Genomic DNA, 24,544 nt, shown 5'->3' with positions numbered 1-24,544 from the left:
TAGCCTTCTAGTCCCGATGACCTCTACCGCGGAGCCGGACTCCTCTCACCCCACCGTGCCGGCTCCCGCCCGGCGAAGCCTGCGGCGCCGCGTGCTGTCGCGCATCAGTATCCAGTCGAAACTGCTGGTGATGCTGCTGTTGACCAGTGTCCTTTCGGTGGCGGTGATCGGGTTCATCGGCTATCAGTCGGGACGCTCGTCGCTGCGGGAGTCGGTGTTCGACCGGCTCACCGAGATCCGCGGCTCCCAGTCCCGCCAACTCGAGGCGCAGTTCACCGACCTGCAGAACTCGCTGGTGATCTACACCCGCGGCGCCACCGCGATCCAGTCGATCGAAGCGTTCACCGCGGGCTTCGACCAGTTGGCCGATGCGCCGCTGAGCCCGCAGCAGTCCCAGTCGCTGACCGACTACTACAGGAACCAGTTCGCCGTCGCCAAGCGGGAGCAGACCGGCGAGGAACTCGACGTCGCGGGACTGCTGCCCACGTCCAACGCCGAGCGCTACCTGCAGGCGTACTACACCGCGCCCTTCGACGATTTCGAGAAGGCGATCAAGTTCGACGACGCCCGTGACGGCAGCGCGTGGTCGGCCGCCAACACGCGGTACAACGACTTCTTCCGCGAGATCGTCACCCGCTTCGGATTCGAGGACGCGCTCCTGCTCGACACCCGCGGCAACGTGGTCTACACCGCCTACAAGGGCGTCGACCTCGGTACCAACATCCTGACCGGGCCCTACCGGGAGGGGCAGCTGCGCGACGCCTATCAGAAGGCGATGGGCTCCAACGCCGTCGACTACGTCGGCATCACCGATTTCGGCGACTACCTCCCCGCCGACGAGCCGACGGCGTGGATGGTCTCCCCCGTCGGCCCCGGGGGCCGGGTCGAAGGTGTGCTGGCACTGCAGTTCCCGATCTCGAAGATCAACACGCTGATGACCGCCGACCGGCAGTGGGAGGCCGCAGGCATGGGCCGCACGGGCGAGACCTTCCTGGTCGGGCCCGACGACCTGATGCGGTCGGACTCCCGGCTGTTCATCGAGAATCCGGAGCAGTTCCGCGCCGACGTCATCGACGCAGGCACTCCGCCCGGGGTCGCCGACGACTCGCTGCGCCAGCGCGGCACCACTCTGGTGCAACCCGTCGCCAGCGACGCGACCCGGGAGGCCCAGCGCGGTCAGACCGGCACCGTCATCGAAGACGACTACCTCGGCCAGAAGTCGCTGCAGGCATACGCGCCGGTGGACCTGCAGGGCCTGAACTGGTCCATCATCGCCAAGATCGACACCTCCGAGGCGTTCGCGCCGGTGTCGGCGTTCACCCGCACCCTCGTGCTGAGCACCGCCGTCATCATCTTCGTGGTGTGCCTGGCCGCGATGCTGCTGGCCCGGTTGTTCGTGCGGCCCATCCGCCGCCTGGAAGCCGGTGCGCAGCAGATCAGTTCGGGTGACTACCACGTGACGCTGCCGGTGCGTACCCGCGACGAGTTCGGCGACCTGACGATCGCCTTCAACGACATGAGCCGCAATCTGGCGATCAAGGAGGAACTGCTCGCCGAGCAGCGCAGGGAGAACGACCGGCTGCTGCTGTCGCTGATGCCCGAACCCGTCGTCCAGCGCTACCGCGAGGGCGAGGAGACCATCGCCCAGGACCACCAGGACGTGACCGTGATCTTCGCCGACATCGTTGGCCTGGAGGAACTGTCGTCGGATCTGAACTCCGACGAGCTGCTGGTGATCGTGAACAAGCTGACCCGCCAATTCGACGCCGCGGCGGAGAATCTCGGTGTCGAGCAGGTGCGCACGCTGCACAACGGCTACCTGGCCAGCTGCGGTCTGTCGGTGCCCCGGCTCGACAACGTCCGGCGCACCGTCGATTTCGCCGTCGAGATGCAACGCACCGTCGACCGGTTCAATGCCGAGACCGGCCACGACCTCGAGCTGCGCGCCGGCATCGACACCGGCACCGTCAGCAGCGGACTGGTCGGGCGGGCCACCCTCGCCTACGACATGTGGGGGTCGGCGGTCGATCTGGCCTACCGGGTGCAGAGCGGGTCACCCAAGGCGGGCATCTATGTCACCTCCGCCGTGTACGACGTGATGCGCGACAGCCGGAACTTCAGCTCGGCGGGCGTGATCGCCGCCGACGGCGAGGAACAGCCGGTCTGGCGGCTGACGGAGCGGCAGCCGTGACCAGCATCCTGGCCGAGCCGTGGTTCTACTGGGCGCTGGGCATCGCGATCGGTTTCCCGGTCGCCCTGGTGCTGCTCACCGAGATCCACAACGCGCTGCGCCGCCGCAACAGCTTCCTCGCCGGACCCGTGTACGTGCTGCGCAATTATATTCTGCCGCTCGGCGCCCTGCTGATCCTGTTGGTCGGCGCCATGCAGATCTCCGGCGAGACCACCCCGGTGCGCATCGTCGCGACGGTGTTCGGCGTCGTGGTGCTGGTGCTCCTGCTGTCCGGGTTGAGCGCCACCCTGTTCCAGGGCGCGCCGGAAGGCACCTGGCGAAAACGGATTCCGTCGATCTTCCTCGACGTTGCGCGCTTCGCGCTGATCGCGATCGGCGCCGGCCTCATCCTGGCCTACATCTGGGGCGCCAACGTGGGTGGGCTGTTCACCGCGCTGGGCGTCTCGTCCATCGTGCTCGGGCTGGCGCTGCAGAACTCGGTCGGGCAGATCATCTCGGGGCTGCTGGTGCTGTTCGAGCAGCCGTTCCAGCTCGGCGACTGGATCCAGACGCCCTCGGCGAAGGGCCGGGTGATCGAGGTGAACTGGCGCGCCACCCACATCGACACCGGCGGCGGCACCCAGGTCATCCCGAACTCGGTACTCGCCGCGGCGTCGTTCACGAACTTCAGCAGACCGCCGGGGGCGCACTCGCTGTCCGTCACCACCGTCTTCTCCGTCGACGACCCGCCCGACGACGTGTGCGGCATGCTCAACCGGGTGGCGGTGGCGCTGCCGCAACTGCGGCCGGGCGCCACCCCGAAGAGCGTGCGGTCGGGCAGCCTGCAGTACACCACCGACATCCCGCTGCGTTCGCCCGCCGACGACTTCGCCGCCAGATCGCGCTTCCTGAGCTGGGTCTGGTACGCGGCGCGACGCGAGGGTCTTCACCTCGACGAGGCCGAGGACGAGTTCGGGACACCGGACCGGATGCAGCGCTCGGTGCGGATCATCGCGCCGACCCTGCGGCTGAACCAGAATGACCAGGAGGATCTGCTCACCCATGCCCGGCTGACCCGTTTCGGCACCGACGAGTACCTCCAGGTGGCCGGCCAGGTCCCCAAGCGGATGACGTTCATCGTCAACGGCAGGGTCAAGCTGGTGGCCACCGACGACGACGGCGGCGCGATCCCCATCCGTACCCTGGAGGCAGGCGAGTTCCTCGGGCAGACCACGCTCACCCGCGAGCCCGTGACCGCCGCCGCGTACGCACTCGAGGAGGTGACCGTGCTGCAGGTCGACCGTGAGCACATCGAAGAACTGGTGGCGCGAAAGCCGATGCTGCTGCAGGAGATCGGCCGCGCGATCGAGGAGCGGCGGGCTAGCCTGCGGCGCGCGCTTGCCGCCGCGGAGAAGTAGGCCCGCGGTGAAGCGGCACATTCCCAGGCCGGCCGAGCTCGCCCCGCTCATAGGCTTCCGCAAGCCGCAGCTCGACGCGACGAAGCGACGCCTCGACCGCGCGCTGACTATCGACGACCTGCGGCGGATCGCGAAGCGCCGCACGCCCCGGGCCGCCTTCGACTACACCGACGGCGCCGCGGAGGAGGAGCTGTCACTGGCCCGCGCGCGGCAGGCCTTCCGCGACGTCGAGTTCCACCCGTCGATCCTGCGCAACGTCGAGACCATCGACACGTCCGCCGACATCATGGGTGCGTCGTCGGCGCTGCCGTTCGGCATCGCGCCGACCGGTTTCACCCGGCTGATGCACACCGAGGGCGAGGTGGCGGGGGCCCACGTCGCCGCCCGCGCAGGCATCCCGTTCTCCCTCTCGACGCTGGGCACCAGCTCGATCGAGGACGTGAAAGCGGCGAATCCGAACGGCCGCAACTGGTTCCAGCTGTACATGTGGAAGGACCGGGAGAGGTCGATGGCCCTGGTGGAGCGGGCCGCCGCGGCCGGCTTCGACACCCTGCTGGTGACGGTGGATGTACCGGTGGCCGGCGCGCGGCTGCGTGACACCCGCAACGGCATGTCCATTCCGCCGACCCTCACGCTGCGCACCGTGCTCGACGCGATACCGCGGCCGCGCTGGTGGTTCAACCTGCTGACCACCGAGCCGCTGTCGTTCGCGTCGCTGGACCGCTGGCCGGGGACGGTGGCGGAGTACCTCGACTCGATGTTCGACCCGACCGTCACGTTCGACGATCTCGCGTGGATCAAGCAGCAGTGGCCGAACAAGTTGGTGGTCAAGGGAATTCAGACGCTCGAGGACGCCAGGGCGGTCGTCGACCTCGGTGTCGACGGCGTGTTGCTGTCGAATCACGGCGGGCGTCAGCTCGATCGGGCGCCGGTGCCGTTCCATCTGCTGCCGGTGGTGGCGCGTGAACTCGGGGCGGATGCGGAGATCCTGGTCGACACGGGCATCATGTCCGGCGCCGACATCGTCGCGGCGTTCGCGCTCGGCGCCCGGTTCACCCTCGTCGGCCGGGCCTATCTGTACGGCCTGATGGCCGGCGGTGAGGCGGGAGTGCAGCGCGCCGTCGACATCCTCGCCGACCAGGTGGGCCGCACGATGCGGCTGCTCGGCGTGACGTCGATGCAGGAGCTGACGCCCCGGCACGTCACCCAGCTGCGCCGCATGCGGCCCGTCGCCATCGGCGGCGATGGTCTCGAGCCCGAAGCGTAATCGTTAGCCAACCGCGACAACGCATGCGGGTGTTGGTACCAGTGTGACTGGTGAGGCCCGTGTTTCACTTTTCGAGCACAGCAACGGCAATTGCTTGTGGCATGCAAAACGAAAGGTGGGTTGGTTGCCGTTATGAAGTTCGTCAGAAGGTTTCGCGGTACAGCAATGTGGATGCGCAGGCTGGCGGTGGTTGCCGCGTCAGCGGCCATGCTGCCGGGCCTGATCGGCTTCGCAGGTGGATCGGCGACCGCAGGCGCGTTCTCCCGGCCGGGTCTCCCGGTCGAGTACCTGGACGTGTTCTCCCCGTCGATGAACCGCAACATCAAGGTCCAGTTCCAAGGCGGTGGTCCGCACGCGGTGTACCTGCTCGACGGCCTGCGCGCGCAGGACGATTTCAACGGCTGGGACATCAACACCCCGGCGTTCGAGTGGTACCACCAGTCCGGCCTGTCGGTGGTGATGCCCGTGGGCGGCCAGTCCAGCTTCTACACCGACTGGTACCAGCCGTCGCGGGGCAACGGGCAGGACTACACCTACAAGTGGGAGACGTTCCTGACCCAGGAACTGCCGGCCTACCTGCAGGCCAACAAGGGCGTGGATCCCAACGGCAACGCCGTGGTGGGTCTGTCGATGGCGGGCAGCACCGCGCTGACCTATTCCATCTACCACCCGCAGAAGTTCATCTACGCCGGCGCGCTGTCGGGTTTCCTCAACCCGTCCGAGGGCTGGTGGCCGATGCTGATCGGTCTGGCGATGAACGACGCGGGCGGCTACAACGCCGAGAGCATGTGGGGACCGTCCAGCGATCCGGCGTGGCGGCGCAACGACCCGATGATCAACATCAATCAACTGGTCGCCAACAACACCCGCCTCTGGATCTACTGCGGCACCGGCACCCCGTCGGACCTGGACACCGGGGCCAACGGCGGGAACCTGATGGCCGCGCAGTTCCTCGAGGGGTTCACGCTGCGCACCAACGTCACGTTCCGTGACAACTACATCGCAGCAGGCGGGCAGAACGGCGTGTTCAACTTCCCGTCGAACGGCACGCACAGCTGGGGCTACTGGGGTCAGCAGCTTCAGCAGATGAAGCCCGACATCCAGCGGGTGCTCGGCGCCCAGGGTGCCGTCTAGATCCACTCACACACCAGGGAGCCTGCCGTCACCCCCACGGCAGGCTCCCTGTCTGTGTGCCCCCGGGACTCCTGCGCCGTACGCGCAGAGTGAACGGGGAACAAAGGGACCGCCGCCAAGGTTGAGCGCAGCAGATTCAACTTTGGAGGATGGATGCCTGAATCAATCTCACTGCCCGTGCTGTTCGTCAGCGAACCGATCGTGCTGCCCGGAATGGTGGTGCCCGTCGAACTCGACGACGCGGCGCGCGCGGCGGTCGACGCCGCACAGGCCAGCCAGAGCGGCAAGCTGCTGATCGCACCGCGATTGGAGGACCGCTACCCCACCTACGGGGTGATCGCATCGATCGTGCAGGTGGGTCGCGTCCCCGGGGGCGGCGCCGTGGCAGTCGTGCGCGGTGAGCGGCGCGCCCACATCGGTTCCGGCACCACCGGGCCGGGTGCCGCGCTGTGGGTGACGGTGCAGGACGCGCTGGAGCCCGAGAGCTCCGAGGAGACCAGGGCGCTGGCCGCGGAGTACAAGAAGCTGCTGCTGGCGATGCTGCAGCGCCGCGAGGCGTGGCAGATCGTCGACGTGGTCAACAAGATCACCGACCCGTCGGCGCTCGCCGACACCGCCGGCTACGCGTCCTACCTTTCCGACGTCCAGCGCCGCGAGCTGCTGGAGACCGAGGACGTCGCGCGCCGCCTCCGGCTGCTGGTCGAGTGGACCGGTGAGCACCTGGCCGAGGTCGAGGTCAACGACAAGATCGCCGAGGACGTCCGGTCCGGCATGGACAAGCAGCAGAAGGAGTTCCTGCTGCGCCAGCAGCTGAACGCGATCCGCAAGGAACTGGGCGAGGGCGAACCCGAGGGGTCCGACGACTACCGGGCGCGTGTCGAGGCCGCCGACCTGCCCGAGAAGGTCCGGGAAGCGGCGCTGCGCGAGGTCGGCAAGCTGGAACGGTCCAGCGACCAGAGCCCCGAGGGCGGCTGGATCCGGACCTGGCTGGACACCGTGCTGGACCTGCCGTGGAACGTCAGCACCGAGGACTCCACCTACCTGAAGTCGGCCCGGGAGATCCTCGACGCCGACCACCACGGGCTGGACGACGTCAAGGACCGCATCGTCGAGTACCTCGCGGTGCGGGCGCGCCGGGCACAGCGCAACATGTCGGTCGTCGGCGGCCGCGGCTCCGGTGCGGTGATGGTGCTGGCCGGCCCTCCCGGGGTCGGTAAGACCTCGCTGGGTGAATCCGTGGCACGGGCCCTGGGCCGCAAGTTCGTTCGCGTCGCCCTGGGCGGCGTGCGCGACGAGGCCGAGATCCGCGGCCACCGGCGCACCTACGTCGGCGCGTTGCCCGGCCGTATCGTGCGGGCGATCGGCGAGGCGGGTTCGATGAACCCCGTCGTGCTGCTCGACGAGATCGACAAGGTCGGCTCCGACTACCGTGGCGATCCCTCGTCGGCGCTGCTCGAGGTGCTGGACCCGGCGCAGAACCACACGTTCCGCGACCACTACCTGGACCTGGATCTGGACCTGTCCGACGTCGTGTTCCTGGCGACGGCCAACGTCATCGAGAACATCCCGTCGGCGCTGCTGGACCGGATGGAACTCGTGCAGATCGACGGCTACACCGAGGACGACAAGGTCGCGATCGCCCGTGACTACCTGCTGCCCCGGCAGGCCGAACGGGCCGCGCTGACGGCCGAGGAGGTCAGCGTCACCGACGCCGCGCTGCGCAAGATCGCCGCCGACTACACCCGCGAGCCGGGGGTTCGGCAGTTCGAGCGGCTGCTGGCCAAGGCGCTGCGCAAGGTGACCACCAAGCTCGACTCGGCCCCGGCTCCGATCGTCGTCGACGAACCGGATCTGGTGGAGTACCTGGGCCGTCCGCGGTTCACGCCGGAGTCGGCCGAACGCACGGCGGTGCCGGGCGTGGCGACCGGGCTGGCCGTCACGGGTCTCGGCGGCGACGTGCTCTACATCGAGGCCGGCGCCACAGAGAACGGCGCCGGTGAGTCGAGCTTGGTCCTGACCGGTCAGCTCGGCGACGTGATGAAGGAGTCCGCGCAAATCGCGCTGTCCTACGTGCGGGCACACGCCGAACAGTTGGGCGTCGACCCGAAGGCGCTGGACCGCAAGATCCACGTGCACGTCCCGGCGGGCGCCGTCCCCAAGGACGGGCCGTCGGCGGGTGTGACGATGGTGACCGCGCTGGTGTCGATGGCCACCGGCCGTCAGGTGCGCGCCGACGTCGGCATGACCGGTGAGGTCACACTCAACGGCCGGGTGCTGCCGATCGGCGGCGTCAAGCAGAAGCTGCTGGCCGCCCAGCGCGCCGGGCTGTCGACGGTGTTCATCCCGCAGCGCAACGAGCCCGACCTGGACGACGTCCCTGCTGAAGTCCTGGCGGTGCTCGAGGTGAAGCCGATGACCGACGTGGCCGACATCGTGGCCCAGGCGCTGGAACCGGCGGCCCAGACGGCGGCCGTCGCGGCCTGACAACCGAATACCGCGAGCAGACGCAAATGCTCCCCAATGGCCGGCGTGTCGGGGACATTTGCGTCTGCTCGCGCAGAGAGGGGTGACCAGCCACATGCCACGACGCGGAGAGCCGCTGCGCAAGCTCGGCTTCCTGACCATCGGCCGCTTCGACGCCACCGACCCGCGGCCCGGCATCGAGGAGACCCTCGAGGTGATCGAGCGGGCCGAGGCGCTCGGCTTCGACAGCGTGTGGCTGCGCTGCAGGCACCTGCAGCCCGGCATCTCCTCACCCGTGGCGATCATGGCGGCCGCCACCCAGCGCACCCGCCGCATCGAGCTCGGCACGGCGGTGATCCCGCTCGGGCTGGAGAACCCGTTCCGGCTCGCCGAGGACCTCGCCACCGTCGACCTGCTGTCGGGTGGCCGCATCAACCCGGGCGTCTCGGTCGGCGCCCCGATGCAGTACGACCACTACAAGACCGCGCTGTACCCGGAATCGCATGACGTGCAGGACTTCTCGAAGGAGCGCGTGCTGCGGCTGCTGCGGGCGCTACGCGGCGAACCGGTCAGCGACTTCGCAGGCACCGTCGGCATCGAACAGTTCACCGACCACATCCAGCCGCACTCCCCCGGCCTGGCCGACCGCGTCTGGTACGGCGGCGGGCTGTCCTCGGCGATCTGGGCGGCCGAACAGGGCATCAACTACCTCACCAGCTCGGTGGTGAGCACGCAGGACATCTCCGGGGGCACGTCCTGCGTTGACTTCGCCACCATCCAGGGCCAGCAGATCGACGCGTACCGGACACATCACCCTCATCCAGAACGGGCAAGGGTGTCACAGGGTCTGGTGGTGATCCCGACCGACTCCGCCACCGACGAGCAGGTGCGGCGTTACCGGGAGTACGCGGCGGGCCGCCTCGAACGGACGAGGGCTCCGCAGGGGCCGCGCGGCATGCTGTTCTCCCCCGACCTCGTCGGCACCTCCGACGAACTCGCCGACCGCCTGTTCGCACACGCCGGGTTCCAGCGCGCCGACGAAGTGGCGTTCGCACTGCCCTTCACCTTCCGGCCCGACGACTACGCCCAGATCATCGGCGACCTCGCCGAGCACCTCGGACCCCGGCTCGGGTGGTCGCCTGCCGACGCACGATGACGAGCCGCGTTACCGTCATGGCGTGGCCTACGACACCGAACTGGCCGACCGCATCCGGGAACTGCTCGCCGCCGAGCCGGGCGTCGACGAGAAGCGGATGTTCGGCGGCCTGGCATTCCTGATCAACGGCAACATGGCCGTGGCGGCCAGCGGCAGAGGCGGCCTGATGGTGCGCGTCCCGCCGGAGGAGACCGAGCGGCTGCTGCAGCGTGACCACGTCGCACCGATGGTGATGGCAGGCCGCGAGACCCGCGGCTGGCTTCGGGTCGGCGACGACGGCATCAAGACCATGCGCCAACTCCAGTCGTGGGTGCGCCGCGGCGCGGGCTACGCCGCGAGCCTGCCACCCAAGTGAGGACGTTTCCCGACACGGCCGACGGGTAAGCCGGAACTGATGGGAGCGAAGCCAGATCAGCTGGTCCGGCGACTGCTGGACCGCGCGGGCACCACGTACGCCGAAGAGGCCGGTGTCCACCTGAAGGACACGCCGATGCCGCTGTTCCAGCTGCTGACACTGTGCATGCTGGCCAGCAAGCCGATCGACGCCACCATCGCCATGCGGGCGGGACACGAACTGTTCGCCGCGGGCATCCGGACACCCGACACGGTGCTGGAGGCCAAGCGACAGAAGATGATCGACGCATTCGCCCACGCGGGATACGCCCGCTACGACGAGAGCTCGGCCACCCGGCTCACCGACATGGCGACCGCGGTGCGCGACGGCTACTCCGGTGACCTGCGCAACCTCGCCGAATCGGCCGGCCACGACGTGGCAGCGGCGAAGAAGCTGCTGATGGAGTTCAAGGGCATCGGCGACACCGGCGCCGACATCTTCCTGCGCGAGGTGCAGGACACCTGGACCTGGGTGCGGCCCCACTTCGACGAGCGGGCCCGCGGCGCCGCAAAGGAACTCGGGCTGCCCACCGACGCCGCGCGGCTCGGCGAACTCTCAGCCGGCGGCAACGCCGCGCTGGCGGCCGCACTGGTGCGGGTGTCCCTCGACGACGCGCTGCGCGACGAGATCGCCGGTTAGATGATCCGGATCGGCACCTCGGGCTGGTCCTACGACCACTGGGCCGGCGTGCTCTACCCGCCGAAACTGCCGGTGGCCAAGCGGCTCGCACACTATGTCGCCGAATTCGACACCGTCGAACTGAACGCCAGCTTCTACCGGTGGCCGCGCGACGCCACGTTCGAGGGCTGGCGGCAACGGCTTCCCGACGGATTCACGATGACCGTCAAGGCCCACCGCGGGCTCACCCACTACCGCAGGCTCGCGTCCCCGGAGCCGTGGGTCGAGCGGTTCGAGCGCTGCTGGACCGCGCTGGGTGACAAAAGCGAGGCGCTGCTGGTCCAGCTGCATCCCGGCCTCGCGCGTGACGACGACCGGCTCGGCCACTTCCTGACGCTGATGCCCGACCGCATCCCGGTGGCGATGGAGCTTCGCCACCCGTCCTGGAACGACGACGCGGTGTTCGCGCTGCTGGAACGCCACCGCGCCGCCTACGTCGTGATGAGCGGACCCGGCATGCCGTGTGTGCCGAGGGCGACGAGTGACCGGGTGTACGTGCGGCTGCACGGCCCCGAGGACGGCCCGCTCTATGCGGCGTCCTACTCGGACGACGCGCTGCGGCTGTGGGCGGACCGGATCGCCGGATGGGCGGGCGAGGGCAGGCGGGTGGTCGTCTACTTCAACAACGACCTGGGCGGCCACGCCGTACGCAACGCCCGCAGGCTGCGGGAGCTGCTGCGTGAACGGCACCCCGACGTGCCGCCGGAATCGGCTTCCGGCACGCTGAGGCACTGACATGCGTGCCACAACTCTGATCGCGACGGTCCTCGCGGCGCTCGCCATGGCGGGCTGCACGGCCGACACCGTCGTCACCACCGAAGAAACCGCTGCGAGCTCGGCGGCAGCGGCGCCACCACCGCCGGCCGGGCCGCCGCCCAGCAACGCACACCTGGTCAACGCCTTCTACTTCGGGGCGCCGGTGGACGGCCGCACCCGCTATTTCTTCACCACCCCGTCGGGGCGCTGGCAGTGCGCCATCGTGGCGCGGGAGAGGGCCGGCTGCCAGGCCGCTTCGGGGTCGCTGAGCATCACCGGCGCACCCGAGACGGTGCCCGACGCCACCGGCGAGCCGGCCGCGCCCACGGCCGTCGTGGTCGAACGCGAGGGCGACGCCCGGTTCGTCGCGCAGGAACAGCCCGAGTTCGGGCTGGACCCGGGCCCGGCGAACGTGCTGCCCTTCAACCGGATCCTCGCCGTCGGCGGTTTCCGGTGCAACGTGCAGGAGGCCGTCGGGATCTCGTGCCTCTCCGAGCGCAGCGGGCGCGGATTCAGCTTCTCCGACGAGGGTTTCGCGCCGCAGTACACCGACGTGCCCGCGGGTGCGCCGTAGCCTCCACTTCGCCATCGCGCCGCGGGTGTGACAAGAATGAAGGCGACACCGTGGAGGGGGTATCCGGGTGGGGCGTGAATCGTTCGGCGCTGTCGCCGGTACCCGCACGAGACGACGGCAGAAAGGCGAGCGGACGTGACCGTGGCCCCCGACGAGCTGACCGGAACCGAGCAGGCGGTGCTCCTGGTGCTGATGGCCGAGTGCCGCCCGGTGCCCAACCCGGAGCTGAAGAACCTCGGACCGGCGCTCGACCAGTCGAGCAGGAACCGGCTGCAGCGGCGTGGCCTGATCGAGGTGACCTCCGGCCGGCCGATGGTGCTCGAGCTCACCGACGACGGTTGGGCGACATGCCGATCGCTGTTCGGTGCCGCCGTGCCTGCCCGGCCCTCGGGCCAGGGCAGGGCGCTGTACACGCTGATGAGGGCGCTCGATCGGCATTTCGAGCGGACGGGTCTCTCGCTGGCCGAGGCGTTCGGGCCGGCGCAGGCCGATGACGTCGACACCCGGGTCCGCGACAGCTACCGGCAGCTGTCGCGTCGTCCCGGCGGCTGGGTGGGACTCGCGGCGCTGCGCAGGCAGCTGACCGAGGTGCCGCGTGACGAGCTCGACGCCGTACTGCTGCGGCTCGAACGGCAGCCCGGGGTGCGCCTGATACCCGAGGAGAACCGCAAAGCGCTGACCGACGACGACCGGGCCGCGGCGTTGCGCATCGGCAACGAGGACAACCATCTGATCGCGATCGAGTCCTGATGCAGACACAGCACCGGGAGGCGCTCGGCGCGCTGCGGCTCAACTCTGTGATGAGTCTCGACGACATCTGGCATTCCCAGAGCACCCACATCGGTGGTCTGCACGAGGACGCACTGGCGGACGTGATGACCGCCTTCGACGAGGTCGCTCGCTATCCCGACGCCACGCCGCTCGGCGTCGTCATCCGCGGACGGGCCGGATCGGGCAAGACCCATCTGCTGGGCCAGGTCCGCGAGCGGGTGCAGGCCGGCGGCGGCTTCTTCTTCATGGTGGAACTGCTCGACGCCACCACCTTCTGGCAGTCCGCGCGGGGCGGCATCCTGGAGAGCCTCGGCAGGCCGGGCCGCGTCGAGGAGACCCAGCTCAAGGACCTGCTGTGGCAGCTGTCCACGCCTGCGAAGATCGGTCGCGCCACCCGGCGCGACGTCGTCCGCGGTGAAGACCTCGACCCCGAGATGCTCGACGAGTTCGTGGTCGCCTGCACGAAGGCCCACGGCGACACCGTGCGGCAGTGCCGTCATGCGCTGCGGGCCCTGATCCTGCTCGGCGCCACCGATCCGTCGCTGCAGGACATGGGTGAGGCGTATCTGACGTCGACCGACGACTCCGGCGGAGACGACCGGGCGGCCTGGGGTCTGCGCCGGCCGGGCAAGACACCGCAGGAGACGGTGCGCGACATCGCACGTCTGGTGGCACTCGCGGGGCCGGCCGTGATCGGCATCGACCAGATCGACACGCTGCTCGCCCAGTCGGCGGGAAGCACCGATGCACCGGGCAGCGTCTCGGACAACCGGAATCTCGAACACGTCGCGCACGGCTTGATGTCCATCAAGGAGGCGATGCGGCGCACGGTCCCGGTGGTGGCGTGCCTGCCCAGTGTGTGGGAGCTCATCCGCGAACGCGCCACCGCCTCGGTGCCCGACCGGTTCCGGGAAACCCATGTGCTGGAACGGGTGCCGAGCGCGGCGATCGGCCGGTCGATTCTCGAACGCCGCTTCGCGACGGGATACGCGGTGTCACGCTTCGACCCGCCCTACGCGAGCTGGCCGATCCTGCCGTCCGCGTTCGACGACGCTCCGCAGTACACGCCGCGCCGGCTGTTGCAGCGGGCCGACGCGCACGTCCGCGCCTGCCTGCAGAGCGGCTCGCTGACCGAACTCGCCCACCTCAACGACGAGACCCCCGATCCCGCGCCTGCGGCCGCGGGAGATGAACCGCAGGCCGCGGACAGCCATGAGCTGGACCGCCGGTTCGCCGAATACCGCGGCGGGGCGGTGGTGGAGGCGGCACTGGACCCCGACGGCGAGGACACCACGATGCCGGGCCTGCTCGCGGCCGGCCTTGAGGCGTGGATCACCGAGCGAGGCGATGCGGGCCAGGCCTTCCGGCTCGATCCGCCGCCCGGACGGCACGTCGTGCTGCACGGGCGGCTACGGCAGAGCCTCGACGACGCGACCGACGACGAGCGGCACTGGGCCTTCCGCGCGATCGCGCACGGGAACGCCATCGCCGTTCAGAACCGGGTCCGCAAAGCCTGGGAGGCAACGGGGATCAGCTCGGACCCCGACCGCCGAAAACTCCTGCTGCTGCGCAATTCGCGGTGGCCCGGCGGAGCCAAGACGGCGGCGCTGATCGCTGAGGTCGAGGCGGCCGGCGCCCGCACGATCCCGATCGGCCGTGAGGATCTGCGCACCCTGGCCGCCCTGCGCGACCTTTTCGACGACAACCATCCCGACCTGCCCGAGTGGGTGCGCCGTCGCCGGCCCGCGCACGGGATCACGATCTTCCGCGAGGCGTTCGGTGACCTCGCCGGCGATCCGCCGCCACCGGTGCCCGAACCCGTTGCGGCACAGCCAACCACGGCCACCACCGGGCCAGGCACGCCGACCTATGCCGCGGTCGAGGAATCGGCGGGCGACGTGCCGCTGGGGGTCGACGCTGCCGGAGCGGCGCTGACGGTGAATCTGCTGGCACTGCGCAAGCACACCGCCATCTTCGCGGGCTCCGGTTCCGGCAAGACGGTGATGATCCGGCGGCTCATCGAGGAGTGCGCGCTGCGCGGGGTGTCGTCGATCGTCCTGGACGTCAACAACGACCTGTCCCGCCTCGGCGAGGCGTGGCCGACGCCGCCGCCCGGCTGGAACGCCGCGGACGACGAGCGCGCGGCGCAGTACCTCGACGGCACCGAGGTGGTCATCTGGACGCCGCGCAAGAACTCGGGCAGACCGCTGTCGTTCCAGCCGCTCCCCGACTTCGCTGGCGTTCTCGACGACGACGAGGAGTTCGACGACGCGGTGGAATCCGCGGTGGCCGCGCTCGAGGTCCGGGCCCTGATCGCGGGCAAGACCGCCAAGGCGAACCTGTCCCGGGCGGTGCTCAAGGAAGCGTTGCGGCACTACGCCCGTCGCGAACCCGACGCGACGCTGCCGGGGTTCATCGCGATGCTCGCTGACCTGCCGCAGGGTGTCACCGAACTGGCGAAGGGCCCCAAACTGGCTGCCGAGCTGGCCGAGAACCTGCACGCCGCGATGGTCAACGACCCGCTGTTCGGCGGGCGGGGAACGCCTGTCGATCCGGGCCTGCTGCTCACCCCGTCACCGGGCCGCCGGGCGCGGGTGTCGGTGATCAGCATGATCGGTTTGACCAGCGAGCAGCAGCGCGAAGGCTTCGTGAACCAGCTGCAGATGGCGTTGTTCTCCTGGATCAAGCGTCATCCCGCCGCCGACCGGCCGCTGGGCGGACTGCTCGTGATGGACGAGGCGCAGAACTTCGCGCCGTCGGACCGGCACACCGCATGCACCCGCAGCACGCTGGCGCTGGTCTCGCAGGCCCGCAAGTACGGCCTGGGACTGGTGTTCGCCACACAGGCGCCGAAGGGACTGCACCTCAACATCCCGGGCAACTCCGCGACGCAGTTCTACGGCCTGCTCAACGCGCCCGCGCAGATCGCGGTCGCCCGGGAGATGGCCCGCGCCAAGGGCGGTGAGGTGCCCGACATCAGCAAGCTGCGGGCAGGCAGTTTTTATGTCGCGCTGGAGGGCAACGCGTTCCACAAGATCCGTGCGCCGTGGTGCCTATCGCACCATCCGCAGAGTCCGCCCACCACCGAAGAGGTGCTCGACATCGCCCGCCGCGGGCTCACCGGGAGCTGATCACCGGCTCCGGCTGTGCCGCCACCTCGTCGACGTCCTCGCCGCGCAGCACGCTACGCATCCGTTCGGCGTCGAGCTGCCCCTCCCAGCGGGCCACCACCAGCGTGGCGACACAGTTGCCGAGCAGGTTGACCGACACCCGCATGGAGTCCATGATCCGGTCGGCGCCGAGCAGCAGTGCGACGGCGGCCACCGGGATGGCGCCGTGACCGATCGCGGCGACGGTGGCCGACAGTGCCAGGAACGACGAACCCGGCACACCCGCCATGCCCTTGGAGGTCAGCATCAACACCAGCACCGCCATCACCTGCTCGCCGATGCTGAGGTCGACCCCGAGGGCCTGCGCCAGGAACAGCACGCAGATGGACAGGTAGAGCGTTGCGCCGTCGAGATTGAACGAGTATCCGGTCGGGACGACGAGACCCGTTGTGGTGTGCGAACACCCGGCGTGGATCAGCTTGTCCATGATGCGGGGCAGCACGACCTCGGTGGACGCGGTGCCCAGCGCCAGGAACAGCTCGTCCTTGATGTAGGTGACGAAGCGCCACAGGTTGACCCCGGCGAGAAACCACGAGATCGCCGCCAGGATGCCGATGAACAGCGCCGCGCCGAGATAGCAGGCGGCGATCAGCTTGGCGTAGCTGCCCAGCGACGAGATGCCGTACTGGCCGATGATGTAGGCCATCGCACCGAACGCCGCGACCGGCGCGAGCCGCATGATCCAGCCGATGATGGTGAAGAAGATGGTCGACAGGTGCTCGATCAACTCGAACACCAGCTTGCCGGGGCGAGCGGAGCGACGGGATGGGTCATCGCCGTGCTCGCCGAACTTGGCCAGCGCCAGCCCGAACAGCACCGCGAAGAACAGCACCTGCAGCAGGTGGTTCTCCGCGAACGCCGACACCACGGAAGCCGGGATGATGTCGAGTAGGAACTCCACCGTGTGCGGCAGTTCGCCGTCGTTGGTCTTGGCCGCGACCGCGTCGGCGCCGGTGGCCAGGGTGTCGGCGTCGATGTCGAACCCGGCACCGGGTTTCACCAGGTTGCCGATCACCAGACCGAACAGCAGCGCGAAGGTGGTGACGACCTCGAAGTAGATGAGCGCCTTGACCCCGATGCGTCCCACCGATTTGAGGTCGCCGACGTGGGCGATGCCGATCACCACGGTGCAGAAGATGATCGGGGCGATCAGCATCTTGATCAGCTTGATGAACGCGTCGGCCACCGGTTTGAGGTCGGCGCCGAACGCCGGCCACAGCCAGCCGACCAGGATTCCCGCCACGATCGCGATCATCAGCTGGAGGAACAGCGAGGAGTACCAGGGCTTGCGCGGCGCGTCGGGGCCGGCGTGATTCTGCAGGGCGCTGTCCGTCATCGACCTTTCATAGCGACAGCGGGTTTCGGTGCGGTGAGGGTCGCGTAACGGCGGCGATAAGCGGCAGCGGGACCGGCCACCGCAGTGACCGGTCCCGCGAGTTCGTGCCCGCTAGGGCTGCTTCTGGCCCGGAATGCCCTCGTAGGCGATGTCGCCGGTCTTGAGGTTCTCGTTGATCAGGTCCGGGAGACCTTCGAGGAACTTCTCCCGCTCGGTCACCACGTGCTGGATCGCGACGTCCACGTTGTCCTTGGTGATCGCCGGCATGACGTACACCGGATTGGTGTTGACCTGCTCGCCCTTGACCAGCTTGTCGGCGACCGCGAGGCCCGCCGCCAGCTCGACGGTGCCGTTCTGCAGCGACGTGCCGATGAACTCGCCACTCTTCACGGCGTTCAGGCCGTCCTCGATGCCGTCGATGCCGACGATGGGCACGTCGCTGCGCCCCACCTCCTTGAGGGCCTGCAGGGCGCCCAGACCCATGTCGTCGTTCTGCGCGACCACACCGGTGATCTGGTTGCCGAAGCCGGAGATCCAGTTCTTCATCTTGTTGACGGCCTCGTCGCGCTTCCAGTTGGCGGTGTCGCGGGCCAGCACCTTGATGTCGGGGTACTTCTTCAGTGTCTGCTCGATGCCCTCGCTGCGGTCGAGTTCGCCGGACTGGCCGAGCGGCCCCTGCAGGATGACGATGTTGCCGCGCCCGCCGAGGCGGTCGGCCATCATCTGCATCTCCTGTGCCCCGGCCGCCACGTCGTCGGGTTGGACGTTGCCCGCGATGTCCTTGCTCTCCAGCGCGGCGTTGACCGGTACCAGCGGGATGCCCTTGGCCTTGGCCGAAGCGACCTGCGGTCCCAGCGAGTCCGCCTGCACGGGCACCACGATGATCGCGTCGACGCCCTGATTGATGTACGAGTCGATCTGACTGGCCTGGGTGGACACGTCGAGATTGGCCGAGTTCCAGACCAACTCGATGTTGTTGGCGTCGGCGTAGGTGTCCATGCCCTCCTTGCCCGCGGTGATGAAGGAGCTCATGTCGTACACCGACACGCCGATCCTCGTGGCGTCGCTGTTGGCTTCGGTGTCGCCGGCCCCGCAGGCGGTCAGCCCCAGGGCCAGCACTCCGGCCGCGCCGGCGGCGGTCCACTTCGTTCCCAGTCTCATGACGTCTCTCATTCTCGTTGTGGTGGAGGGAAAACTGCCTGTGTGGTGCGTGCGGGCCCGGTCACGTCCGTCTTCGGGTGGACCAGACGTCGACGGCCACCGCCGCGACGATCAGCACACCCTTGATGACGTCCTGCCAGTACGCGGGCACCACGAGGATGTCGAGCCCGTTGTTGAGCGTCTGGATGATGAACAGGCCCAGCACCGTTCCCCACACCGTGCCGCGGCCGCCCATCAGGCTCGCGCCACCGATCACCACCGCGGCGATCGCGTCGAGTTCGTAGCCCTGCCCCAGGTTCGGCGGCCCCGAGATGACCCGCGAGGCCAGCATCACCCCGGAGATGCCGGCCAGCAGACCCGACAACGCGTAGACGCTGAAGAGGACGTTCTTGGCGTTGATGCCGGCGATCTCGGCCGCCGACCTGTTGCCGCCGACCGCATACACCCGCATGCCGTAGGTGGTGCGCTTCATCACCACCGCCAGCACCACGATGCCCACGATCATGACGAGCACCGGGATCTGCAGGCCGAGGATCTTGGTGTTGGCGATGGAGCCGAACTCGGCGGGCAGTCCGTTGATGGGCGCACCTCCGCCGATTACATAGGCCAAGCCGGAGCCTGCCGTCAGCGTGCCCAGAGTGGCGATGAACGGCGGGACGTTGAGGCGGGACACCAGGATCCCGTTCAGCGAGCCGACCGCGAGGCCGACGATCATGGCCACCAGCACCGTCATCCACACCTGGCCGGGGTTGGCCTTCGCCGTCGCCGCTCCCGCCATCGCCGACACCGCGATCACACTGCCCACCGAGAGGTCGATCCCCCCGGTCAGCACCACCAGCGTCTGTCCGAGCGCGATGAGGGCGAACGGCGCCGCCGCGACGAGGATGGTCACCAGGTTATCGACGGTGCCGAATCGCGCACTGCGGTAACTGAAGTAGGCGATCACCAGCAGCATGATGATGACCATCGAGTACCGCAGTGCCAGACCGCTCAGCCACGCCCGGGAGAACAGTTTGACCGGTTCACCGGTGATCGGCGACGTCACCGTCGGCGGTCCTGCCTGCCCCGCGTTCTCCTCGGTGCCGGTGGGCGTGCTCACGTGTCTTCCTCCGTTGATCGAGCGGGCGTCCGGTGGCCGGGTCCGTCCAGCGCGGTCGCCATCCGGAACACCGACTCCTGCACGGAGGGGTGGTCCAGCGCCTCCCGGTCGAGCTCCCCGACCAGCGCGCCGCTGCGCATGACGAAGGCCCGGTGTGACAGCCCGATGATCTCGGGCATGTCCGACGACGCCATCACCACCGCCATCCCGGCGGCCGCGAATTCGGTGATGATGCGGTAGATCTCACTGCGCGCGCCGACGTCGACGCCGCGGGTGGGCTCGTCGAGCAGCAGGACGTTGACGTCGCCGGTCAGCCAGCGGGCCAGCACCACCTTCTGCTGGTTGCCGCCCGAGAGCGTCCCGACCTGTTGGTTCAGCCCGCGACTGCGCAGGCGTACCGAGGACATCACGTCGGAGACCGCCTTGGTGCGCGCCTTGCCGCGCAACCATCCCGCGACGCTGAACGACGACAACCGCGGCAGTGATCCGTTGTCCAGCACGCTCATCGAGAGCACCACGCCGGAGAGTTTGCGGTCCTCGGGGACCATCGCCATTCCCGCGGCGATCGCGGCGGCGGGGGCGTTGCGCTTCACCGGCCTGCCGCGGACCACGATGTCGCCTGCGGCGGTGTGCCGGGCGCCGAAGATGGCCTCGAGGAGTTCGGTGCGCCCGGCGCCCACCAGGCCCGCGAGTCCGACGATCTCGCCCGCCGACACGGAGAACGACACCGGTTCGGCCGCACCGTCGACCTGGAGATCGCGGACCTCGAGCACTGTCTCGCTACCGGGTTCGGTGCGGTCGGGGAAGAGCGCGTCGAGTTCGCGGCCGATCATCGCGGTGACGATGTCGTCGTCGGACACCTCGGCGATCGGGGCGTCGAGGATGAGGCCGCCGTCGCGCAACACCACGGCGCGGTCGGCGATGGCGCGGATCTCGGCCATCTTGTGCGTGGTGTAGACCATCGCCACGCCGTGTTCGCGCAGCCTGCGCACGATGGAGTAGAGGCCCTCCACCTCGCGTTCGGAGATCGCCGAGGTGGGCTCGTCGAGCATCACCACCTCGGCGCCGGTGCGGGCGGCCTTGACGATCTCCACGATCTGGCGCAGCCCGACCGGCAGGCTGCCCATCCGGGCCGTCGGGGAGATGGCGACGTCGAAGACGGCCAGCGTCTCGCGCGCTTCGGCGATCATCGCCCGCCGGTTCAGGAAGGGGCCACGGCGGATCTCCCGGCCGACGAACAGGTTCTCGTAGACGGTCATGTCCTCGATCGAGGCCAGTTCCTGCGGCACGATGGCCACTCCGTGCCGCACGGCGTCCCTCGGATTGCCCGCGGCGAGGTGGGTGCCGCGCACCGACACCGTCCCGGCGTCGGCGTGGTACTGGCCGCTGATGATCTTCATCAGGGTCGACTTGCCCGCACCGTTCTCTCCGGCCAGCGCGGTGACGGTGCCGGGCTGCAGCGTCAGCGTGACCCCGCGTAACACGGGCACACCGCCGAAGCTCTTCGTTATCCCGGCACACTCCAGCACCGCGCTGCTCACGATGGCATCTCCGTCGACGTCGGACCGGACCGCGGAGGCGGCGACCCGCAGACCGCCGTTACCGTCATGCCCGCCAACCCTTTCCGAACGAACCGCACCGGGCTCCTCCGATGTTGTGAGCGGGGACATCCGCCCGCTCGCTTGTGAGGTGGATCATGCTCTGGCCTATGCTCAGATGTCAACGGCTCTGCACATATGTGCACGAGGCGTCCGCGGCTGACGTGGGAGGGGCGGGATGGGGCCCGACGAACTGTTCGAGCGTGCACTGGTTGCACGCCGCTACTACCTGGAAGGCCGCACCAGGATCCAGATCGCCGAGGAGCTCGGGGTGTCCCGCTTCAAGGTGACCCGCATGCTGGACGAGGCGCTGCAATCGGGCATGGTCGAGATCAAGATCCACAACCCGGGATCCGTCGACGTCGACCTGTCCACCGCCGTGCAGCGCCGCTTCGGCCTCCAGCACGTGTACGCGGTGGCGACCGACGCGCGCAACACCGCCGACCGGGTACAAGCGGTCGCCAAGGCGATGGCGGAACTGCTGCAGTCGATCCTGCGCGACGGCGACGTGGTGGGGGTCGACTGCGGCCGCACGCTCGCCCACATCGCGCCGCACCTGACGACGCTGCCGCGGTGCGACGTCGTTCAACTCAGCGGCATGGCCGGCGCCATCACCGGCAACGGCCTCGATCTGGTGCGGCGGATCAGCGAGGTCAGCGGCGGGCAGTCCTGGCCGCTCTACGCCCCACTCGTCGTCCAGGACGGCCGCACCGCGGCGGCGCTGCGGAGTAACCAGCAGATCCGGGACACCGTGAGCCGGTACCCGGACGTGACCTGCGCCCTGGTGTCGGTCGGGGCGTGGAAGCCCGGGGCGTCGCAGACCCACCTGTCGCTGACGGACCGGGAAGTCGCGCGATTCAACGAGGCGCGGGTGTGCGCCGAGACCTGCGCGCTGCTGCTCGACGAGGACGGCCACCCGTGCCTGGTCTGGACGACCGCCGGATGGGCATCGGGGAATCGGCGCTGCGGGCGATACCGACCCGCATCGCGATCGTCACCGGTGCCGAGAAGGTCGCCGCCACCAGGGCGGTGCTGTGCTCCGGGCTCGTCACGGCGATCGTCACCGACAGCGACATCGCCGCCGCACTTTTGTGAATACCGCTCGAATGAAAGGATGCGAAATCAGATGACCTCTCCTGCAGTGGATCTCGACTTCCGGCTCGACGACAGGGTCGCGTTGGTCACCGGCGGGGCGTCGGGCATCGGTGCGGCGATCGCCGCCGCCCTCGCCGCGAAGGGCGCACGGATCGCGGTGGCGGACCTCGACGCAGCCGGCGCGCAGGCAGCGGCGCAGGCACTCGGAGCGGACAGCAGGGGCTTCGGCTGCGACGTCGCCGACGCCGGTTCGGTCGGCGCGGTCGTCGAGGACGTGATGGCGGGCTTCGGGCGGATCGACGTGCTGGTCAACAGCGCCGGCATCGTGATGCTCGGCCCCGCAGAGGAACTCGCGCTCGACGCGTGGGACAAGACGATCGACGTCAACCTCAAGGGCACCTTCCTGATGTGCCAGGCGGTCGGCACCCAGATGCTGGCGGCCGGTCGTGGCGTCATCGTCAACATGGCGTCACAAGCGGCCAGCGTGGCACTCGACCAGCACGTCGCCTACTGTGCATCCAAGTTCGGGGTGGTCGGTGTCTCGAAGGTGCTGGCGTCGGAATGGGCGGGCCGCGGCGTCCGGGTGAACACGATCTCACCGACGGTCGTGCTCACCGAACTCGGGCGCAAGGCCTGGGACGGCCCGCGAGGCGAGGCGATGAAGGAACTCATCCCCACCGGACGATTCGCCTACCCGGACGAGATCGCGGCGGCGGCGGTGTTTCTCGCCTCCGACGCGGCGGCGATGATCAACGGCGCCGACCTGGTGATCGACGGCGGCTACACGATCCGCTAGTCCGCTACAGCAGCGCCGCTGTGCCGTCCTCGCGCACGGTGACCTTGACGCCGGCGATGTCGCCCTCGACGGTGGCGGCCGCGTCGCCGGCGTCGGTGATCACCGCGAGTGTGCGGGCGTCGTCGGGCGTCCGCACGGCGAGGTAGGCCTTCTCGGGTGCGCCGTCGCGGTCGAACGGGGTGGTCCACGCCTCGACCGTGCCGGTGCCGGACCACTCGACCAGCGAGGTACGGGTGGGCTCCCTGTCAACTTCGGATTGCACGTCCTGCCAACGGAATTCGTGCGCGGGCGGCTCGGTGCCGTAGATGCCGAAGCTGTGTTTGGTGAGGTAGCCGCCGTTGGCGGTGATCAGGGCGCGCCTGCCGCGTCCGGCGGTCAGCTGCTCGGCCATGGTCGCGATGGAGTGCGTGACGTAGTTGTTCCACGGGCCACCGGCGAAGGTCAGCCCGCCGGTGATGGTCAACGGTCGCGCGGGGTCTGCCACCGGCAATCCGAGTTCGGCGGCGGCCACCTGCACGGCGGACGGGAAGCACGAGTAGACGTCGACGAGGTCGATCCGGTCGAGATCGGTGTCCGCCAGCTCCAGCACCCGCCGCCCCGCGACCCGGATCGCCGGTGACCGGTGGAACTCGGCGCGCTCGGAGATCGCATACGTGTCATGGGAGTCGGTGCCGGCGTACGGGAACACCCAGCGTTCCTCGGGCACCTGCAGCCGCCGCGCTTGCTCGACCGAGGTCAGTATCAGTGCCGCGCCCTGGTCGACCATGTTGTTCGAGTTCATCAGCTTGGTGTACGGCCAGCTGATCATCCGATTGGTCGGGCCTGGCCGCCAGATATCCTCTGCAGCAACGGGTTCGCGGCTCCACGCGTAGGGGTTGTCCCCGGCGACCGCGCTGAACTGCGCCCACAGTTCGCCGATGCGGCGGCGGTGTGACTCCGGGTCCTCCCCCGCCGCGATCCGCACCGCCTGCTCGAACATCGGATAGACGTGGGCGGGCCGCCCCAGCTCGATGCGCATCTCGGCGTCGCCGGCCATCGGCACGTCGTCGGCCCCGGGCGGCGTGGGCAGCGATTCGTCCTGACGCGTCCAGTCCGCCTTCTCGCCGCGGCGCTTCAACCGGGAACGAGTACGCCAGGTCTCGGCGCCCGCGATCAGCACCACACCGGCGTTGCCGTCCTGGATGTCCAGGCAGGCCTGATTGACCAGTGTCTGCGGGACGTTGCCGCCGATGCCCGAGTAGCGGGTGGCGGCGCCGTCGGCGCCGATACGTCCGGCGAGCAGCAGCCCGGGATCGATGTACCGCCAGGACAGCAGGTTCACCACGCGCACCGAGTCGACAGCCGCGAGCACCCGCGGGTCCGCGGCGGACCGGGCCGCGGCGGCCATCAGATCGACGGGTTCGACCGCGGGATTCTCGTCGCGCTGGTTGACCTGGCCGTATCCGATGAGCACCGGCGTGGTGGAGGCGACAGGCATGGGGACAGCATGCCGGATTGCCGCGTCGATC

Annotated in this window: 18 protein-coding genes and 1 pseudogene; 14 read left to right on the top strand and 5 right to left on the bottom strand. The window is 69.1% G+C overall.

Going from position 1 to position 24,544, the window contains the following annotated elements; genetic code table 11:
* Window positions 1-16: 16 nt before the first annotated feature.
* The 12 genes from O6P37_RS19375 (at window position 17) to O6P37_RS19320 (ending at window position 15,912) form a co-directional block, all read left to right on the top strand.
* Complete coding sequence (locus O6P37_RS19375; protein ID WP_408633205.1) at window positions 17-2,191, top strand: adenylate/guanylate cyclase domain-containing protein; 2,175 nt, start codon at window positions 17-19, stop codon at window positions 2,189-2,191.
* A complete protein-coding gene (locus O6P37_RS19370) occupies window positions 2,188-3,588 on the top strand; it encodes a mechanosensitive ion channel domain-containing protein (protein ID WP_269895593.1) in 1,401 nt (466 codons plus the stop codon). Before O6P37_RS19375 ends, O6P37_RS19370 begins: the two co-directional genes overlap by 4 nt.
* Window positions 3,569-4,855 carry an alpha-hydroxy acid oxidase gene (locus tag O6P37_RS19365; protein ID WP_269895592.1) on the top strand — a complete coding sequence of 429 codons (1,287 nt, stop codon included), beginning with the start codon at window positions 3,569-3,571 and terminating at the stop codon, window positions 4,853-4,855. The genes O6P37_RS19370 and O6P37_RS19365 overlap by 20 nt, the downstream gene beginning before the upstream one ends.
* A 132-nt stretch (window positions 4,856-4,987) precedes the next feature.
* Window positions 4,988-5,989 carry an esterase family protein gene (locus O6P37_RS19360; protein WP_269895591.1) on the top strand — a complete coding sequence of 334 codons (1,002 nt, stop codon included), beginning with the start codon at window positions 4,988-4,990 and terminating at the stop codon, window positions 5,987-5,989.
* 153 nt (window positions 5,990-6,142) lie between these two features.
* Window positions 6,143-8,473: an endopeptidase La gene (lon, locus tag O6P37_RS19355; protein ID WP_269895590.1), complete on the top strand. Its 2,331-nt coding sequence runs from the start codon at window positions 6,143-6,145 to the stop codon at window positions 8,471-8,473.
* 94 nt (window positions 8,474-8,567) lie between these two features.
* On the top strand, window positions 8,568-9,608 hold the full coding sequence (locus O6P37_RS19350) for an LLM class flavin-dependent oxidoreductase (RefSeq protein WP_269895589.1): 1,041 nt from the start codon (window positions 8,568-8,570) through the stop codon (window positions 9,606-9,608).
* 22 nt (window positions 9,609-9,630) lie between these two features.
* Window positions 9,631-9,963 carry a TfoX/Sxy family protein gene (locus O6P37_RS19345; RefSeq protein ID WP_269895588.1) on the top strand — a complete coding sequence of 111 codons (333 nt, stop codon included), beginning with the start codon at window positions 9,631-9,633 and terminating at the stop codon, window positions 9,961-9,963.
* A gap of 39 nt (window positions 9,964-10,002) precedes the next feature.
* Window positions 10,003-10,641: an HhH-GDP family DNA glycosylase gene (locus O6P37_RS19340; protein WP_269895587.1), complete on the top strand. Its 639-nt coding sequence runs from the start codon at window positions 10,003-10,005 to the stop codon at window positions 10,639-10,641.
* A complete protein-coding gene (locus tag O6P37_RS19335) occupies window positions 10,642-11,415 on the top strand; it encodes a DUF72 domain-containing protein (RefSeq protein ID WP_269895586.1) in 774 nt (257 codons plus the stop codon).
* Between the two features lies 1 nt (window position 11,416).
* Entirely contained in the window at window positions 11,417-12,010 is a 594-nt protein-coding gene (locus O6P37_RS19330) for a hypothetical protein (RefSeq protein WP_269895585.1), read from the top strand.
* A gap of 135 nt (window positions 12,011-12,145) precedes the next feature.
* Window positions 12,146-12,760, top strand: a complete 615-nt coding sequence (locus tag O6P37_RS19325; protein ID WP_269895584.1) for a hypothetical protein — start codon at window positions 12,146-12,148, stop codon at window positions 12,758-12,760.
* A complete protein-coding gene (locus tag O6P37_RS19320; protein ID WP_269895583.1) occupies window positions 12,760-15,912 on the top strand; it encodes an ATP-binding protein in 3,153 nt (1,050 codons plus the stop codon). Before O6P37_RS19325 ends, O6P37_RS19320 begins: the two co-directional genes overlap by 1 nt.
* Here O6P37_RS19320 and dctA read toward each other — a convergent pair.
* The 4 genes from dctA to O6P37_RS19300 form a co-directional block, all read right to left on the bottom strand.
* Window positions 15,899-17,287 carry a C4-dicarboxylate transporter DctA gene (gene dctA, locus O6P37_RS19315; RefSeq protein WP_269895582.1) on the bottom strand — a complete coding sequence of 463 codons (1,389 nt, stop codon included), beginning with the start codon at window positions 17,285-17,287 and terminating at the stop codon, window positions 15,899-15,901. The two genes, O6P37_RS19320 and dctA, sit on opposite strands and share 14 nt — an antisense overlap.
* Window positions 17,288-17,398: 111 nt before the next feature.
* Window positions 17,399-18,448 carry a substrate-binding domain-containing protein gene (locus tag O6P37_RS19310; protein ID WP_269895581.1) on the bottom strand — a complete coding sequence of 350 codons (1,050 nt, stop codon included), beginning with the start codon at window positions 18,446-18,448 and terminating at the stop codon, window positions 17,399-17,401.
* Window positions 18,449-18,509: 61 nt separating this feature from the next.
* The gene (locus O6P37_RS19305; protein ID WP_269895580.1) at window positions 18,510-19,547 is read right to left on the bottom strand and encodes an ABC transporter permease; all 1,038 of its coding nucleotides are present in this window, start codon (window positions 19,545-19,547) and stop codon (window positions 18,510-18,512) included.
* Window positions 19,544-21,088 carry a sugar ABC transporter ATP-binding protein gene (locus O6P37_RS19300; RefSeq protein WP_269895579.1) on the bottom strand — a complete coding sequence of 515 codons (1,545 nt, stop codon included), beginning with the start codon at window positions 21,086-21,088 and terminating at the stop codon, window positions 19,544-19,546. The genes O6P37_RS19305 and O6P37_RS19300 overlap by 4 nt, the downstream gene beginning before the upstream one ends.
* A gap of 235 nt (window positions 21,089-21,323) precedes the next feature.
* Here O6P37_RS19300 and O6P37_RS19295 point away from each other — a divergent pair.
* Both O6P37_RS19295 and O6P37_RS19290 read left to right on the top strand, forming a co-directional pair.
* Window positions 21,324-22,007: pseudogene (locus O6P37_RS19295) on the top strand (sugar-binding transcriptional regulator); the annotation flags it as partial.
* A 264-nt stretch (window positions 22,008-22,271) separates the two neighbouring features.
* Entirely contained in the window at window positions 22,272-23,036 is a 765-nt protein-coding gene (locus tag O6P37_RS19290) for a GolD/DthD family dehydrogenase (protein ID WP_269895578.1), read from the top strand.
* Window positions 23,037-23,040: 4 nt separating this feature from the next.
* Here O6P37_RS19290 and O6P37_RS19285 read toward each other — a convergent pair whose 3' ends face one another.
* A complete protein-coding gene (locus O6P37_RS19285) occupies window positions 23,041-24,513 on the bottom strand; it encodes an acetyl-CoA acetyltransferase (RefSeq protein WP_269895577.1) in 1,473 nt (490 codons plus the stop codon).
* Window positions 24,514-24,544: the final 31 nt, after the last annotated feature.

The sequence above is a fragment of the Mycobacterium hippophais genome (assembly GCF_027529605.1).
Lineage (GTDB): Bacteria > Actinomycetota > Actinomycetes > Mycobacteriales > Mycobacteriaceae > Mycobacterium > Mycobacterium arseniciresistens.
This window is presented reverse-complemented; position numbering and strand designations above follow the sequence as displayed.

Coding starts and splice junctions, on each gene's coding strand:
- O6P37_RS19375 (WP_408633205.1), top strand. CDS start 17: ATGACCTCTACCGCGGAGCCGGACTCCTCTCACCCCACCGTGCCGGCT.
- O6P37_RS19360 (WP_269895591.1), top strand. CDS start 4,988: ATGAAGTTCGTCAGAAGGTTTCGCGGTACAGCAATGTGGATGCGCAGG.
- lon (WP_269895590.1), top strand. CDS start 6,143: ATGCCTGAATCAATCTCACTGCCCGTGCTGTTCGTCAGCGAACCGATC.
- O6P37_RS19350 (WP_269895589.1), top strand. CDS start 8,568: ATGCCACGACGCGGAGAGCCGCTGCGCAAGCTCGGCTTCCTGACCATC.
- O6P37_RS19340 (WP_269895587.1), top strand. CDS start 10,003: ATGGGAGCGAAGCCAGATCAGCTGGTCCGGCGACTGCTGGACCGCGCG.
- O6P37_RS19335 (WP_269895586.1), top strand. CDS start 10,642: ATGATCCGGATCGGCACCTCGGGCTGGTCCTACGACCACTGGGCCGGC.
- O6P37_RS19330 (WP_269895585.1), top strand. CDS start 11,417: ATGCGTGCCACAACTCTGATCGCGACGGTCCTCGCGGCGCTCGCCATG.
- O6P37_RS19320 (WP_269895583.1), top strand. CDS start 12,760: ATGCAGACACAGCACCGGGAGGCGCTCGGCGCGCTGCGGCTCAACTCT.
- dctA (WP_269895582.1), bottom strand. CDS start 17,287: ATGACGGACAGCGCCCTGCAGAATCACGCCGGCCCCGACGCGCCGCGC.
- O6P37_RS19310 (WP_269895581.1), bottom strand. CDS start 18,448: ATGAGACTGGGAACGAAGTGGACCGCCGCCGGCGCGGCCGGAGTGCTG.
- O6P37_RS19290 (WP_269895578.1), top strand. CDS start 22,272: ATGACCTCTCCTGCAGTGGATCTCGACTTCCGGCTCGACGACAGGGTC.
- O6P37_RS19285 (WP_269895577.1), bottom strand. CDS start 24,513: ATGCCTGTCGCCTCCACCACGCCGGTGCTCATCGGATACGGCCAGGTC.